Source organism: Marinobacterium arenosum, from assembly GCF_019795155.1.
Lineage (GTDB): Bacteria > Pseudomonadota > Gammaproteobacteria > Pseudomonadales > Balneatricaceae > Marinobacterium_C > Marinobacterium_C arenosum.
The window spans coordinates 1-15,092 of the sequence record NZ_JAILYN010000010.1 but is presented as its reverse complement, the minus strand read 5'-3'; the positions used below and the strand labels follow the sequence as shown (position 1 = coordinate 15,092).

Here is a 15,092-nt window from a genome sequence, read left to right as displayed (position 1 = left end):
GATGGTACTCTCTGATATCAGTATCAAACGACCGGTACTGGCCACGGTGATGAGCCTGCTGGTACTGCTGATCGGCCTGATCGCCTATGAGCGGCTCAGCGTGCGCGAATATCCAAAGATCGACCTGCCGATCGTGACCGTGGAGACCGAGTACCCCGGTGCCAGCGCGTCGATCATCGAGACCCAGGTAACCCAGATCCTGGAGGACTCGCTGTCCGGCATCGAAGGGATCGACTACATGAGTTCGATCAGCCGTACCGAGAAGAGCCAGATCAGCCTGACCTTCAAGATCAGCCGCGATCCGGATGATGCCGCCTCCGACGTGCGCGACCGGGTCAACCGGGTGATCGGCCAGCTGCCGGATGACGTGGACGCGCCGGTGGTGTCGAAGACCGAAGCCGACGCCCAGCCGATCATCTGGCTGGCGTTCAGCTCCGATCATCACAACTCGCTGGAGATGACCGACGTCGCCGACCAGCAGGTCAAGGACCAGCTGCAGACCGTCAACGGCGTCGCCAACGTGGTGATCTTCGGCGAGCGCCGCTACTCGATGCGGATCTGGCTCGACCCGGCCCGGATGGCCGCCTACCAGGTGATGCCGCAGGATGTGGAAGCCGCGCTGCGCGCCCAGAACCTGGAGGTGCCGGCCGGCCGGCTGGAAAGCCAGAACCGTGAGTTCACCCTGCTGACCCGCAGCGACCTGAACGACATCGACCAGTTCGAAAAGATCATCATCCGCAACGACAACGGCTACCCGGTCCGGGTCCGCGATGTGGCGCGGGTCGAGATCGCGCCGGAGAGCGAACGCCAGATCTCCCGTTACAACGGCGAATCCGCCGTGGCACTGGGGGTGGTCAAGCAATCCACCGCCAACCCGCTGGACGTGTCCGCCGGCATCTACGCCAAGCTGGACGAGATCACCCCCACCCTGCCGGAGGGGATGAAGGTCGAGGTCGCCTACGACTCCTCGGTATTCATCGACGAGTCGATCAAGTCGGTCTACCAGACCCTGGCCCAGGCCGCCCTGCTGGTGGTGCTGGTACTGTTCTTCTTCCTGCGTAACCTGCGTGCCACGCTGATCCCGATGCTGACCATTCCGCTGTCGCTGATCGGCGCGTTCGCGATGATGTACTGGCTCAATTTTTCCATCAACACCCTGACCCTGCTGGCACTGGTGCTGGCGATCGGCCTGGTGGTGGACGATGCGATCGTGATGCTGGAGAACATCTACCGCCACGTCGAAGCGGGGCTGTCGCCGATCCAGGCGGCCTTCAAGGGCGCCAAGGAGATCGGCTTCGCGGTGGTCGCCACCACCGCGGTGCTGGTGGCGGTGTTCGTGCCGGTGTCCTTCTCGGAGGGTCGCACCGGCAAACTGTTCACCGAGTTCGCCCTGACCCTGGCCGGCGCAGTGGTGGTCTCCACCTTTGTCGCGCTGACCCTGTCGCCGATGATGTCGTCGCGCCTGTTGCGTCATGAGAAACGCCACGGCGCGCTGTTCAACCTGATCGAGGGTGCGCTGCAGGGACTGACCAACCTCTACCACCGGGCGCTAGACAAGGTATTGCGCTCCCGCCTGCTGGCGCTGCTGATCATGGTCGGCAGTGTCGCCGGTACAGCCTTCTACTACAGCCAGCTGCCGCAGGAGCTGTCGCCGATCGAGGACCGCGGTACGGTAATGGCGTTCTCCATCGCCCCGGACGGCGCCTCGGTGGACTATGTCGACCGCTACTCGCGCCAGGTCGAGGCCAAGCTCGACGCGGTGCCCGAAGGCGATCACTACTTCGCGGTGGTCGGTTTCCCGTCCGAGACCAACGCCATGGCGTTCCTCGGTCTGGACCGCTGGGAGGAGCGTGAACGCAAGCAGCAGGAGATCGCCGCTTCACTGATGCCGCAGCTGTACGGTGGCGTCACCGGCACCATGAGTTTCGCGATGAACCTGCCGTCGCTGGGCCAGAGCATCATCTCCCGGCCGGTGGAGTTCATCGTCAAGAGCCAGGGCACCTACCAGGACCTGAAGAAGATCGCCGATGGCATGATGGCCGCGATCCACGCCAACAAGGGCTTCGTGCAGCCGGACTCCGACCTCAAGCTGAACAAGCCGGAGCTGTCGATCGACGTCAAGCGTGACAAGTTGTCCGACGTCGGTATCGACGTCTCGACCGTCGGCCGCACGCTGGAGAGCTACATGGCCGGTCGTGAAGTGACCCGCTTCAAGCGGGCCGGCGAGCAGTACGACGTGATCGTCAAGGTGGACGACCGCGAGCGGCGTGACCCGACCGACCTGACCGATCTCTACATCCGCACGCCGGATGGCGAGATGGTCCAGCTGTCCAACCTGGTCGAGCTGACCGAGACCGTGGCGCCGCGCGAGCTGAACCACTTCGACAAGATGAAGGCGGTCAAATTCCAGACCATGCTGGCGCCGGACTACAGCCTCGGCGAAGCGTTGAACTACCTGGAAACCAAGCTCAAGGAGATCGACCCGAAGGCCAACTTCGATTACACCGGCCCGTCCCGCGAGTTCAAGGAGTCCAGCTCCAGCCTGCAGCAGACCTTCGTGCTGGCGCTGATCTTCATCTTCCTGGTACTGGCAGCCCAGTTCGAGAGCTTCAAGAACCCGCTGATCATCATGCTGTCGGTGCCGCCGGCACTGTTCGGCGCGCTGTTTGCACTTTATTACAGCGGCGGCAGCCTGAACGTGTACAGCCAGATCGGCCTGATCACCCTGGTCGGCCTGGTCACCAAGCACGGCATCCTGATCGTCGAGTTCGCCAACCAGCTGCAGGATCAGGGCAAGCAACTGCAGGAGGCGATCATCGAAGCGGCCAGCCTGCGCCTGCGGCCGATCCTGATGACCACCGCGGCCACCGTGCTCGGTACCGTTCCGCTGGCGATCGCCTTCGGCGCCGGCGCCGAATCGCGCCAGCAGATCGGTTGGGTAATTGTGGGCGGCATGACCTTCGGAACCCTGTTAACATTATTCGTGATCCCGACGGTGTACAGCTATCTCGGTAAACGTACCTTCAAAGAGGTACAGCCGGATCCGGAATTAATTAAGGAGTGATTGTGAAACCGATTCGCACACTTACCACGGGGGCATCCCTGCTGCTGGCGCTGGGCGCCGGCAGCGCTCAGGCAGCCGCCCTGGCAGAGATCTACCAGCAGGCGCTGCAGAACGACCCGCAGTTGAAATCCGCCCAGGCCAGCTCGCTGGCCAACCAGGAGACGGCGGAACAGGCCAAGGCCAATCTGTTACCACAGATCGACTTCAGTGCCGACACCCGCTATGTCGACAGCAATTTTTCCGACTACAACAACCACGGCTATACCCTGACGCTGAGTCAGCCGGTATTCGACGCCAGCCGCTGGTACACCTTCAAGCAGGGACAACAACTGTCCGAGCAGGCCAAGCTGCAGTTCGAGCAGGCCCAGCAGAACCTGATCCTGCGGGTGGTACAGGCCTACCTGGACGTGCTGCGCGCACAGACCGTACTGGAAACCGCCCAGGCCCAGGAGCGTGCCATCAAGCGCCGGCTGGACCAGGTCAACGCCCAGTTCGAAGTCGGCCTGATCGCCATCACCGATGTCCAGGAAGCCCAGGCCTCCTATGACAACGCCCGGGTTGACCGGATCGAGGCGCAAGGCGCGCTGGATAACAGCTTCGAAGCACTGGAGCGGCTGACCGGCGCCGCCGTCGGCCAGGTCGATATCCTGCATGCCGATTACCCGGTGCAGAACCTGACCCCGGTCGAACCGCAGCCCTGGCTGGAAAAAGCCTGGCAGGGCAACTTCGACCTGCGCATCGCCACCACCGCCATCGAAGCCCAGCGCCGGGCATTGCAGGCCGCTCGCGGCGGTCACTACCCGACCCTGTCGCTGGACGCCAGCTATGACGATGACAACGGCAACAGCGGCTTCACCGCCGGCACCGAAAACACCGAAACCAGCACCATCGGCCTGACGCTGAAGATTCCGCTGTACGCCGGTGGCGGCACCAGCAGCCAGACCCGCCAGGCGGAATACCAGCTGACCGCCACTCAGCAGGATCGCGAAGACGCCCTGCGCGCGGTTACCCAGTCGACCCGCAGCTCGCTGCGCGACCTGCGTACCAACGTGCAATCGGTGGCAGCCCGTAAACAGAGCATCAAGTCCAGCGAAACCGCCTTGAAGGCCACCGAAGAGGGCTTCAACGTTGGTACCCGTAACGTGGTCGACGTGCTGGATGCGGAACAGGCGCTGTACGCTGCCCAGCGTGACTACGCCAACGCCCGCTACGACTACGTGCTGAACCTGTTCCAACTGAAGCAGCAGGTCGGCACCCTGAACCCGGACGACATCAACAGCCTGGACCAGTGGCTGGTCGAGCCCTGATCTCCGGCTTGTGGAATAGAAAAGGCGCTCGTTTGAGCGCCTTTTTCTTTTAAGCTGCAGTCCCGCCGATAGCAGTTCGGGCTAACGCCTGCGCTGATCCACCTTTTCGCTCAACAGGCAGAGCATCTCCCACATCAGCGTCGCACCTACCAGCGCCGTGGCACCGCTGGGATCGAACGGCGGCGAAACCTCGACCAGATCGGCGCCGATCAGGTTCAGCCCGCGCAACCCCCGCACCACCTGCTGGGCCTCCAAAGTGGTCAAGCCACCGATCTCCGGGGTGCCGGTACCGGGCGCGAAAACCGGGTCCAGACAATCGACATCGAAACTGATATAGGTTGGTTGCTCACCCACCACCTCGCGGGCGGTGGCGATCACCCGTTCGATCCCCAGGCTGTAGAACTCTTCGATGCGGATCACCCTGATCCCCTGCTCCAGCCCCCAATTATCGTCGTTTTCACTGTACAAGCCACCGCGAATACCGATCTGTACCACCCGCTTGGGGTCCAGTATCCCCTCCTCGATCGCCCGCCGGAACGGCGTGCCGTGGGTGTATTTGCAACCGCCGAAGTAACGATCCCAGGTATCGGTATGCGCATCGAAGTGGACCATCCCCAGCGGGCCGTGTTTTTTGGCCAATGCCCGCAGGATCGGCAGACTGACCAGATGATCACCACCGGCGGCCAACGGCATGATGCCGCGCCCGACCAGGTCGCCGACGAACGACTCCACCATCTCGAGGGTCGGCTCGATCTGCAGCGGATTGACCGGCGCATCGCCCAGGTCAGCGCAGTTGGCCAGCTCGAACGGGCTCAGCCCCAGCACCGGATGAACCTTGCGCATCAACGAGGAGGAATCGCGGATCTGGCGCGGGCCATGACGAGCGCCGGCCCGGTTGGTGGTGCCACCATCCCAGGGAATACCGAACAGGCCGATCTCGGTACCCTCGGACTGCTCGGGTGGCAGGTAGGGCAGGCGCATGAAAGTGGCAATTCCCGCATAGCGCGGTACGGATTGGGACGGCAACGGGCTGAAGCGTTGTTCGGTTTGGCCGGTCATAATCTATCACCCTGTCAGTTGATTACATCAATGACCGGACTTTAGGCGGCGGTATTTGTTTCTTAAATTCCAAGTATTGCAGATAAGATTGCCAATTATGGAAACATTATTCCGCTTCCTCCGCCTGAGCGAGCGCCTGAAGAAATGCGCTGCGTAACAGATTGGGTTGCGCATCGCGTCGCGTAATTACCTTGAACGGTACCTGATACCGCAAAGTTTCCGGCAGCAGCGCCCGCATCTGCCGCTTATCCACCCACTGCGCCGCATAGTGGCGGGGAAGGAAACCGATATACTGGCCGCTCAGGATCAGCGTAGCGATCCCCTCGACCTGGAAGGAAACGGCCGCCGCGTTGAGGTCTGGAAAGCGCTCCTTGAGTACAACGCTGTGGGCATAACCCGGCACGATAAAATCATGCGCCTGCATCATCTGACGGTCGATCTGCCCATCAGCCAATGCAAACAGCGGATGTCGGGCACCGCAATAGAGCTGCGATGTTTCCTGGTACAGGTCACGGTATTCCAGCCCCGGCAACTGGTGATGGTAGGGCACCACACCGAGATTCACCCGCCCTTCGATCACCGCCCGCTCCACCTCGTTGGGGGCGGCCACCTGCAGATTGATGCTGACCTCCGGTTCCCGCTGATGAAACTGCCCCAGCACCGCGATGATCGGCGAGTTGGCATCGGTCACCATGTTATCGGTCAACCCCAGGGTCAACTCGCCGACCAGCCGGCTATGGGCGGCATTGATGTTGGCGCGGAACTTTTCCAGGTCAACCAGCAGTTCAAGCGTGGACTCGTACACCAGCCGGCCATGCTCGGTAAGCTGAAAACCGGAACGTCCCCGCTGGCACAACCGCATATCCAAGCGGGTTTCCAGATCAGACATCAATCGACTGATCGCCGAGCGGCCGATATTCAACTCCACCTCCGCGGCGGAAAAACCACCACACTCCACGACCGTCTTGAACACCCGCAGCAGTTTGAGATCCAGGTCGCTAACCTGGCCGGACAGGCTCATTCGTTTCATCAATCTGTTTCCAATTCAGCAATCTGAACTTGCGTTAAATCCAAATACAGCAACTTATGGCCTAGCCGGCCCGTCGGTCAATCACCCTCAAACCGAAGGCGATTAATGACAGTTTGAATGTTTCCACAATTAAAAACCAAAGGTGCACAATCCTGTATTTATTGAAACAGATTACCCGCTGGATACTGATGAAAGTCGGCTGACCCGCGGCTTGTCCGGTGTCGATGCGGTCAGCTCCGGTATGACCGGGAGGCCATTGCCTGGCAATGGCCTCCCGGTTTGCAGTCACTCTGCTCTATAAAAATAACAAGGAGCTACTTATGAGTATCGACGTCATCATCGTGCTGGCGTATCTGGGGCTGATGATCCTGTGCGGTTTCATCAGCATGAAGCGGGCCAGCGGCAGTGCTTCCCAGTATCTGGTCGCCGGCCGCAACCTGCCCTTCTGGGTATTTTTTCCCTGCCTCGCCGCAGTCATCCTCGGCGGCGGTTCTACCTTCGGGTCCGCCTCCAAGGCCTACCAGTACGGCCTTTCCGGTGCCTGGCCTACACTGATGTTCGGCCTGGGCGTGGTGGCGGTGGGCCTATTTCTAGCGCGCAAATTGACCCGCCTGCGGGTCTATACCCTCAGCGAGATGCTGGAAAGACGTTACGCGCACGGCACCCGCTATGTCAGCGCGGTGATCAGCACCCTGTATACGGTGATGATTGCCGTGGTACAGATCGTGGCGTTGGGCACGGTATTGAAAGCCCTGTTGGGCTGGGAGCTGAACACCGCCATCGTGGTCGGCGGCTTGATCACCATGGTCTACACCATGCTGGGCGGCATGATCGCTATCACCGTTACCGACGTGATCCAGTTCGTGCTGATGACCATCGGTATCCTGATCCTGATTCCCACCGGCATCAACCAGGTCGGCGGCTGGCAGCAACTGGTGACGCAGGTACCTGCCGAGTTTCTCACCGTCACCAATGTCAGCGGTGAGCGGATGCTGTCCTATGTGCTGCTGCTGTTCCTGGGCATCATGATCGGCCAGGAGATCTGGCAACGGATGTTCACCGCCCGCACGGAAGAGATCGCTCAGCGCGGCGCGCTGGCAGCCGGCGCCTTCTCGATCTTCTGGGGCATCGCCATGGGTATCTGCGGGCTGCTTGCCTATGTACTGGTGCCCGGCCTGGACAGCAGCGCCGAAGCATTGCCGCAACTGGTACTCGAGGTGCTGCCGGCCGGCATGAGCGGCATCGTGCTTGCCGCGCTGATGTCTGCCTTGATGTCGACGGTCGACTCCACGGTCCTCGGTGCGGCTACGCTGGTAACCAACGACCTGCTGCGCCCGATCTTCAAGCTGGACGATGATGCCGAAATGAAAGCCTCGCGCTATGCCACCGGCGTTATCAGCCTGATCGTGATCGCTCTCGGCGTCTGGGTCGGCGATGTCTGGACCGCGCTGGATACCGCCTACGCCTATCTCTCAGGCTGTATCTTCGTACCGGTGATGGCAGCGTTCTTCTGGCCCAAGGCCTGTTGGCAGGGGGCCCTTTCGTCGATCGTAGTCAGCGCCATGGTGGTGACCTTGTCGATCTACATGACCAGCGTGTCCTCACTGAACCCGATCATGTACGGCATGCTGTCCGGCCTGCTGACGATGATACTGGTCAGCCTGCTAGTGGGGGGGCCGCAGCAGGAAGAGCTCGACGCCTGGCAGGAAGCAAACTGAGCCCACCTTCGCAACAGTTGGGCGGTCTTTCACGGCGGGTCTCGACGAGGCCCGCCGTCGTTGTTGATGCTGATTAAATAAAACACCCGATTTAACGCGGTTGCAGCCAGCCCGGCAGCAGACTGTAGGGATCAAACTGCAACTCGCTATCGAACGACACCCGGTGTTGATCCAGCAGCTTCTGCAGCCGGCCCTCCTTATAGGCATCGAACAGGTCACTACAGCCACCAACGAACTCGCCGCCGACAAAGATCTGCGGGATGGTGGCGAAACCGGTCTGGGTATTCAGCGCATGGCGGATCTTGCCGCCGCGGTTGTCGGCCTGGTATTCCACCGAGTCCAGATCGATCGATCGGTAGGCGATGCCCAGCCGCTCGAAGAACTTACGCACCGACCAGCAGAACTCACACCACTCCAGTGCGAACAGCACCACCGGCTGACCGCTGTCGTTGATCACCTGTTCGACGAAGCGGCGCGCCTGCTCACTATCCGGTTCGGCCGGCGTACCGACCTGCTCAGCGGGCGTACCGACCGGTTTATCGAACCGACAGCACGGCGTCGAGCAGGAGATATCCCACTCCTCGTCAGTCATGTCGGTCGGGATATTCTCGAACAGAGGGGTGCTCAGGTAACGTTCGCCGGTATCCGGCAGCATGCAGAGAATATTGGCACCCATATCGGCTTGCTCGGCGATCTGCAATGCCCCACTGAAGGTCGCGCCACCGCTGATACCGGTAAAAATGCCTTCCTTCTGGGCCAATTCGCGACTCAGCCGCAACGCCTCCATACCATCGATTGGCAGGATCTGATCGAACAGGTGCGCCGCCACCGCATCCTCGGTCAGCTTGGGGATAAAATCCGGCGTCCAGCCCTGCATCAGGTGCGGCCGGAAACTCGGGTGGCTGCCATCCGGCTGGCCTTCGCTATCCCGCTTCTGAACGACCCCACTACCCAGCAACGGTGCATTGTCCGGTTCACAGACAATGATCCGCGTTTCAGGGCGTTGTTGCCGCAACACCCGCGCAACCCCTTTGAGGGTGCCACCGGTGCCGAACCCGCTGACCCAGTAATCCAGCCGCTGGCCCTCGAACGCCTCAAGAATCTCCGGCGCGGTGGTGCGCGAATGCATATCGGCATTAGCTTCGTTTTCGAACTGCCGGCATAGGAACCAGCCGTGGGTTTCGGCCAGCTCTGCCGCTTTGGCCAGCATCCCGCTGCCTTTAAGAGCCGCCGGCGTCAGCACCACCTTGGCCCCCAGGAAACGCATCATCCGGCGCCGTTCGATGCTGAAGTTCTCAGCCATGGTGACCACCAGCGGATAACCCTTGACCGCACAGACCATCGCCAGGCCGATTCCGGTATTTCCGCTGGTCGCCTCGATCACCGTCTGGCCCGGCTTAAGTTCGCCGGTCTGTTCGGCGCGCTGAATGATGCCCAACGCCAACCGGTCTTTCACCGATCCCATCGGATTGAACGCTTCGGCTTTGACATACAGATTGACGCCTGGCGGCGCCAGCTTATTGATTCGAACCACCGGGGTATGGCCGATGGTGTCAAGAATGGTGTTGTAGATACCAGGCATGGATCTCCCCCACCGCTAGCTCCGATCTACGCCAGGATGGCAAAAGCTCCCTATTTCGCCTTAAGTATCGACAGCTTCCGGCAATTCGCATACCGCCACTTATGAATTTCAAACGGACGTTTTATTCCATAATCGTATAATTTTTAACCAAAAGCTGTGATACGATGCCCCTGTGTTCAAGAGTTGAACAGGTTGTAAAGCAAGTGATGCATCTGCCATAGCACCGCAGGACCAACTCGAAAGATCCTCTCCCGAAACGGCAAAATCCGAGCAATCGGATGACGCAAAATCACGGGTCCCACGCTGGATAGCCGGATTACCGAACGAGAGACATACCTCTCACCTCATCGGTAGCCAGGGTCTTTCACTCCGATGCTCGCGCACCAATCAGACACCAGTCAGGCTGCTGACCGGCAGTGTCTGCAGGGTCAATGCGCGCTCTCATCACCCGCCAGAATGGCGGGACATGGAGTAAGCCCAGGGGCGGCACTGGCTGTAAGCCGCCCCGCAAGCGGACTGCAAGACCCTCCGGAAAAGGAACCGCCGGTCTTTTCGAATAAGAAAGTACCTAACGCGGAGCTACAAACCGATGAAACTACGCACTATCTCTCTGGCCTGCGCCCTGGCTGCGGGTATGGTCTGCACCCCGGCATTTGCCGCCTCGGCCAAGTTCGCCGCCCACGCCCTGGAAACCCAGCTGCTGTCGACCAGTGCCGACAGCAAGAGCAACAGTCTGGCGGCGCCGGAAGCGTCCAGCATCCTGAACGCCACCATCCGTACCGCCAACAAAAAGGACCTGCTGATCGGCGTATCGCTGGAGGTCGGCCTGTTCACCGAGACCAACGTCAAAGGCAAGAATGGCAGCACCGAGACCGCCGGCGCCGAGGGTGGTGTCAAAGTGACCGTGCTGGTCGATGGCCAGCCGGCTGCGCCGGGCCAGGTTACCTTCGCGCAGCGCTTCCAGCAGCTTAACGCCACTCTCGGTGGCGTGATCGAAAGCTGCCAGGTCAGCACCACCGATGCCGACGGTGACGGCGTGTCCGACGGCACGCTGGTGATCGAACGTGACTGCCTGGTCTCCGACGAAGAGATCGGCCTGATTCTCAGCACCACCGCCGCCCACCACTTCAACTTCATTCTGCCGGATCTGGCACCGGGCGATCACAGCATCGAGGTGGTGGCACAGGCGCTGTCCAGCGCCGATGTGATCAACGGTACCTACACCAGCTACGACCCGGTCACCGGCGAGGCGACCGAAGTATCCACCACCAGCAACGAAGCCCAGGCCTGGGCGGTGGTCGGCAAAGGCTCGCTGTCGGTGCAGGAGGTACAGGCCGTCAACCTGAAAAGCGGCAGCGGCGATAGCAGCGTGCTCGAACTGTATTAAGTTCAACCTCTCCTGAGGCAGGACGACATCACCCCTTCGCGGGGTGCGGCCCGGGACGGCCGACCTAGATTTCGCTTGTCGGCGTTACAGGGACGACCGTTGGCCATGGCTGGCCACTGCCAGTGCGCTGGCAGCGGGACCGCTCGGTTGTCGGCCCCGCAAGGGAAGCGCTATTGCGAAGGACCGCCCTCTTATCACAGATCCCGATCGTCCTCACCGGGATCTCAATCCAGGAGCTGTACTGCCACGGAAGGTTCCTCGGCATAGGAGCAGTACTGCAAGGGATTGCCCTATTCGAATGATAGCAACCCCGCATGGGACAAAAGCCTGCCACGGAGGGCCCTATTTCCGCACAAATTGACGGTATTTCGCCGTAGTGGCAGCCAATTTCAGATCTGGTAAGATCTGCCGATCTGAACACGGGTTGCGACCCACCCGAGCCGCCTGCTTCGATTGGCGGGCGCCGACCGGTTTTCGAACTATACAGCTTTAATTTCCCGACACAGGACAGTTCCCAATGAGTCTTGCCGACAAAGTATTGGCCGTTAACAACGACCTCCCGATCCGTACCGATCTGCCGGTTCACAGCGGTAAAGTACGCTCCGTTTACTGGCTGACCGAAGCCGACAGCCGTCGCCTGATCGAGGAGAAAGGCTATGACGTTGCCGCCGACGCGCCGCTGGCGATCATGGTGATCAGCGACCGTATCTCCGCGTTCGACTGCATCTGGCACGGTGAAGGTGGCATGAACGGCGTACCGGGCAAAGGTGCCGCGCTGAACGCAATCTCCAACCACTGGTTCAAACTGTTCCGCGAACAGGGCCTGGCCGACAGCCACATCCTGGATATCCCGCACCCGTTCGTCTGGATCGTGCAGAAAGCCAAGCCGGTGATGATCGAAGCGATCTGCCGCCAGTATATTACCGGCTCCATGTGGCGCTCTTACGCCAAGGGCGAACGCGAGTTCTGCGGCATCGAGATCCCCGACGGCCTGCAGAAGGACCAGAAACTGCCGGAACTGCTGATCACCCCGTCCACCAAGGGGATCCTGAAAGGCATCCCGGGCGTGCCGGAAGCGGATGACGTCAACATCACCCGCAGCGACATCGAGAACAATTATGAAGCGTTCAACTTCCGCAGCCAGGACGATATCGACCTGTACGAGAAGCTGCTGAAGGAAGGCTTCGACGTGATCAGCGACGAACTGGCCAAGCTGGACCAGGTCTTCGTCGACACCAAGTTCGAATTCGGCTACGTCACCGATGCCAGCGGCAACGAGAAGCTGATCTACATGGACGAAGTGGGCACACCGGACTCCTCCCGTATCTGGGACGGCCCGTCCTACCGCGAAGGCAAGGTGGTGGAGAACTCCAAAGAAGGCTTCCGTCAGCTGCTGCTGAACCACTTCCCGGACCCGGACATCCTGCTGAACAAGGACCGCATGGACGAGCGCCAGGCTCTGGCCCGCGACAACGCGCTGCCGGCCGAAGTATTGATGCAGGTATCCGAAACCTACGTCGGCATCGCCGAGAAGATCACCGGTGAGAAACTGCCGCTGTCGGACAACCCGAAGGCGGAGATCATCGAGATCCTGCGCGACCAGTACGGTCTGATCGACTGATCGTTTTCTTTACGGATAGAAATCAAAGGCCAGACAGATGTCTGGCCTTTTTGGTTGTTCTCGGATTTGTCGCCCCGTCCATCTCCCTGTAGCAGCGGGCTTGGTATGCCCTTTGGGTACTGACCGCGACAGGCTTAGCACGCCCTGGGAATGGACAGCCAATCTTAGCGAGTCAGCCCCGAAACCCCGTTCGATGGAAGCTCCCGAACCGCAAGCTCAAGTTTGTCGGGCTGCGGGTTACCATGTTCCAGCCAATCTTGCTGGAACACCTGCTGTTGATGGCTGGATATATCCGGCTCTTCATCAACACCAGTGGGCTGGCATTCTGATTTGCCTCCAGCTCCTTCATGATAGGTGCGTTCGTCGATCACCTCGTATGGATACAGGAATGGATCAGCACTCACTCTACGAACGGATTCTCGGCCTGTCGGCTCCTTGGCATGTAACCGATGTTGACCTGGACGAAAGCAGTGGAGAGGTCCTTATAGGTAAGTATTGGAAGATGCTTTGCCGCCCAAGCCAGTATCGACCAGATCTGGCAGGCACGCTCGGAACGAGTCATTACCCTCTCCCGGTGAGTGGTGAATAAAGCCTCATGTAATGTAAAGTTGCGCAGACATCACAGGGAGCGAGGCCGGTAAACAGCGCCGCATTGCTGAAATAGCATCCCGTATCACAGAAGCTTCGCCAGGGTTAAACGGTGATATTTCTGCACTACGTCTCGTGCCCCCTGAGCCATCTGTCGCCCCTACTTCTTTACTGCTCTAAGGATAAGCATCATCGGCCGCCTAAGTTCATCTTGCCACCCCATTTTCTTGATCATCTCTGGCGACGGACAGGGCTCTACCAGTGACTCGAGCTCGAATCCTGCTGACACCAAAGCTTTAAAGTGGCTCTCTACAGTACGGTGGTACTTGACGACTTCTGATCCTAGAAAATTTGTTGTCCTCTGCCCCTCATCAAAATAACTATCGACCGGCCAATAAGAGGCATTACCTTCATCATCGTAGCACCAGTCCTGCTGCTCACGCGAAGTAAACACAGGATGCTCTACGGAATAGCAAAAAATTCCTCTCGGAGAAAGCAGTTCTGCAACCTTTAAAAAAACGGGCGCTAAATCTCTCACATAGTGTAATGCCAGCGAACTGAGCACAACGTCAAAGGATTCAGGAGCCGCCTTAAAATCTTCAATAGCTGTATTTAAAAATTCTACGTTTTCAGCCGAATTCAGCTCTCTGGCTTTTGAAAGCATCTTTTCCGAGATGTCAATTCCCACTACAAGCGATGCGCCTTGCTCTGAGGCAAACTGGCAGTGCCAACCATATCCGCATCCTAAATCGAGCACTCGCTTCCCGAGAAGTTCAGGAAGATTTTCCCGCAACACTTGCCATTCACCGGCCGCTTCCAGGCCTCCGGCTGAGCGAGGCATCTTGGAGTACTCAGCAAAAAACTTGGGATCATCATATTTATTTTGTTTCATATTCCTTCCTATTGATGCCTAAAATACGTCCTCATGCCATCGTTGTGCAAAGCATTCCAACCTTGCTTGTTCATCCGGTACAAGCGCACCGGTCGACCGTGAAACTCAAGGTCGGCATACTCACTGAACCCAGCTTTCCCGGCCACCCTGAGTGAAGCCGTATGTTCGGGCTCGATGATCACAACCACCGATTCAATGGACGTCATTTCAAAGGCATAACCGAGTACGCCTTCGGCGGCTTCGGTGGCCAGACCACGATTCCAGAACCTGCTTGCCAACCGATAGCCGAGGTTAAACTCTTCGGTATTGCCAACCGGTTCGGGACCAATCCCGCAAAAGCCAACAAGATCATCCGTACCTTTCTCGACTAAAGCCCATGGTCCTACGCCACGACTTGAATAGGACTCCAAACACCAGTCGATAAATCTACTGGTGGCTTGTTCGTCGCAAACACCACCTACCGAATACCTCATCACGTCCGGATCGCTGAGGATTTGTGTGAGCTCGCGCAGATCTTTTTTGGTTATTTGCCGAACGATCAGTCTCTCGGTTTCAAATAAGCGCACGGGTATTTCCTTGCTCATTAAGCCTATACTGTAAGGGTTTGCCAAAGTACAACACCGGTGAGCTCGTCACTATACCTTGTTGAGGCCTGTCTAAGCCCCAACAATCTGGCTATAAGATGGAATCGCATAAGGGTTATTGCCATCCAACGTAGCTTCCTGAATTCAGATAATAAGTGCAACACTCATGGTTGAAAGGCGGGAGGTGGCCAACTGCTGACAGTGATACGCTTCAGCTCGCCAAAGTAGAAGAAGTACCACCATGAGTTATCAGCAGTTGA

At 59.1% G+C, this 15,092-nt stretch carries 11 protein-coding genes and 1 riboswitch; of the genes, 5 read left to right on the top strand and 6 right to left on the bottom strand.

Going from position 1 to position 15,092, the window contains the following annotated elements; genetic code table 11:
- Position 1 precedes the first annotated feature (1 nt).
- The gene (locus tag K6T12_RS06600; protein ID WP_222220714.1) at positions 2-3,064 is read left to right on the top strand and encodes an efflux RND transporter permease subunit; all 3,063 of its coding nucleotides are present in this window, start codon (positions 2-4) and stop codon (positions 3,062-3,064) included.
- Positions 3,065-3,066: 2 nt separating this feature from the next.
- Positions 3,067-4,371 (top strand): TolC family outer membrane protein, encoded by a 1,305-nt coding sequence (locus K6T12_RS06595; RefSeq protein ID WP_315853571.1) that lies wholly within the window; start codon positions 3,067-3,069, stop codon positions 4,369-4,371.
- Positions 4,372-4,452: 81 nt separating this feature from the next.
- Here K6T12_RS06595 and speB read toward each other — a convergent pair whose 3' ends face one another.
- On the bottom strand, positions 4,453-5,430 hold the full coding sequence (speB, locus tag K6T12_RS06590) for an agmatinase (protein WP_222220712.1): 978 nt from the start codon (positions 5,428-5,430) through the stop codon (positions 4,453-4,455).
- Positions 5,431-5,536: 106 nt separating this feature from the next.
- Entirely contained in the window at positions 5,537-6,460 is a 924-nt protein-coding gene (locus tag K6T12_RS06585) for a LysR family transcriptional regulator (protein WP_222220710.1), read from the bottom strand.
- 320 nt (positions 6,461-6,780) lie between these two features.
- Between K6T12_RS06585 and K6T12_RS06580 the strand changes: the two genes are divergently transcribed.
- Positions 6,781-8,178, top strand: a complete 1,398-nt coding sequence (locus K6T12_RS06580; RefSeq protein ID WP_222220708.1) for a sodium:solute symporter family transporter — start codon at positions 6,781-6,783, stop codon at positions 8,176-8,178.
- Positions 8,179-8,269: 91 nt separating this feature from the next.
- On the opposite strand, the gene cysK is transcribed toward K6T12_RS06580, so the two are convergent.
- A complete protein-coding gene (gene cysK / locus K6T12_RS06575; protein ID WP_222220706.1) occupies positions 8,270-9,760 on the bottom strand; it encodes a cysteine synthase A in 1,491 nt (496 codons plus the stop codon).
- Positions 9,761-10,008: 248 nt separating this feature from the next.
- Positions 10,009-10,084, top strand: a riboswitch (cyclic di-GMP riboswitch).
- A gap of 265 nt (positions 10,085-10,349) precedes the next feature.
- On the opposite strand from cysK, the gene K6T12_RS06570 reads away from it, so the two are divergent.
- Together K6T12_RS06570 and K6T12_RS06565 are read left to right on the top strand one after the other, a co-directional pair.
- Entirely contained in the window at positions 10,350-11,147 is a 798-nt protein-coding gene (locus K6T12_RS06570; protein WP_222220704.1) for a hypothetical protein, read from the top strand.
- Positions 11,148-11,664: 517 nt separating this feature from the next.
- Positions 11,665-12,768, top strand: a complete 1,104-nt coding sequence (locus K6T12_RS06565) for a phosphoribosylaminoimidazolesuccinocarboxamide synthase (RefSeq protein WP_222220702.1) — start codon at positions 11,665-11,667, stop codon at positions 12,766-12,768.
- A 164-nt stretch (positions 12,769-12,932) separates the two neighbouring features.
- Here K6T12_RS06565 and K6T12_RS06560 read toward each other — a convergent pair whose 3' ends face one another.
- The 3 genes from K6T12_RS06560 to K6T12_RS06550 form a co-directional block, all read right to left on the bottom strand.
- On the bottom strand, positions 12,933-13,139 hold the full coding sequence (locus K6T12_RS06560) for a hypothetical protein (RefSeq protein ID WP_222220700.1): 207 nt from the start codon (positions 13,137-13,139) through the stop codon (positions 12,933-12,935).
- 377 nt (positions 13,140-13,516) lie between these two features.
- The gene (locus K6T12_RS06555; RefSeq protein WP_222220698.1) at positions 13,517-14,248 is read right to left on the bottom strand and encodes a class I SAM-dependent methyltransferase; all 732 of its coding nucleotides are present in this window, start codon (positions 14,246-14,248) and stop codon (positions 13,517-13,519) included.
- 8 nt (positions 14,249-14,256) lie between these two features.
- Entirely contained in the window at positions 14,257-14,832 is a 576-nt protein-coding gene (locus K6T12_RS06550; protein WP_222220696.1) for a GNAT family N-acetyltransferase, read from the bottom strand.
- Positions 14,833-15,092: the final 260 nt, after the last annotated feature.

Excerpts from the sequence above, each read along its gene's own strand:
- K6T12_RS06585 (WP_222220710.1), bottom strand. The coding sequence starts at position 6,460 with ATGAAACGAATGAGCCTGTCCGGCCAGGTTAGCGACCTGGATCTCAAA.
- K6T12_RS06565 (WP_222220702.1), top strand. The coding sequence starts at position 11,665 with ATGAGTCTTGCCGACAAAGTATTGGCCGTTAACAACGACCTCCCGATC.
- speB (WP_222220712.1), bottom strand. The coding sequence starts at position 5,430 with ATGACCGGCCAAACCGAACAACGCTTCAGCCCGTTGCCGTCCCAATCC.
- K6T12_RS06550 (WP_222220696.1), bottom strand. The coding sequence starts at position 14,832 with ATGAGCAAGGAAATACCCGTGCGCTTATTTGAAACCGAGAGACTGATC.
- K6T12_RS06570 (WP_222220704.1), top strand. The coding sequence starts at position 10,350 with ATGAAACTACGCACTATCTCTCTGGCCTGCGCCCTGGCTGCGGGTATG.
- K6T12_RS06600 (WP_222220714.1), top strand. The coding sequence starts at position 2 with ATGGTACTCTCTGATATCAGTATCAAACGACCGGTACTGGCCACGGTG.
- K6T12_RS06555 (WP_222220698.1), bottom strand. The coding sequence starts at position 14,248 with ATGAAACAAAATAAATATGATGATCCCAAGTTTTTTGCTGAGTACTCC.
- K6T12_RS06580 (WP_222220708.1), top strand. The coding sequence starts at position 6,781 with ATGAGTATCGACGTCATCATCGTGCTGGCGTATCTGGGGCTGATGATC.
- cysK (WP_222220706.1), bottom strand. The coding sequence starts at position 9,760 with ATGCCTGGTATCTACAACACCATTCTTGACACCATCGGCCATACCCCG.